The following is a 280-nucleotide window of genomic DNA, read 5'->3' as shown; positions in this document are numbered from 1 at the left end:
TCAGCCTGCATCCACAAGGATTGGCGCCCCATGTCAAAAACCTCTCCGAATGGCGCGCCCACCTTATCAGCAGGCTGCGCCAACAGTTCTCGGCTTCGGGCGATCTAATGTTGGACAAGCTTTTGAAGGAGTTGCTATCCTATCCAGCGCCTAAAACTGCCGGCGAGGTCCATACCGACTATGCCGGCATCGCCGTTCCCCTTCAGCTTTCGACCAAGGCTGGCTTGCTTTCCCTGATCTCGACAACGACTGTCTTCGGCACGCCCGTCGAAATCACTTT

The 280-nt window shown here is 56.1% G+C and carries 1 pseudogene; it reads left to right on the top strand.

The annotated features are described in order from the left end of the window. Nucleotides 1–280, top strand: a pseudogene (locus tag EOD29_RS31360) (transcriptional regulator); the annotation flags it as partial.

It is taken from the genome of Mesorhizobium sp. M1A.T.Ca.IN.004.03.1.1 (assembly GCF_003997555.1).
Classification (GTDB): Bacteria; Pseudomonadota; Alphaproteobacteria; order Rhizobiales; family Rhizobiaceae; genus Mesorhizobium.
This window is presented reverse-complemented; position numbering and strand designations above follow the sequence as displayed.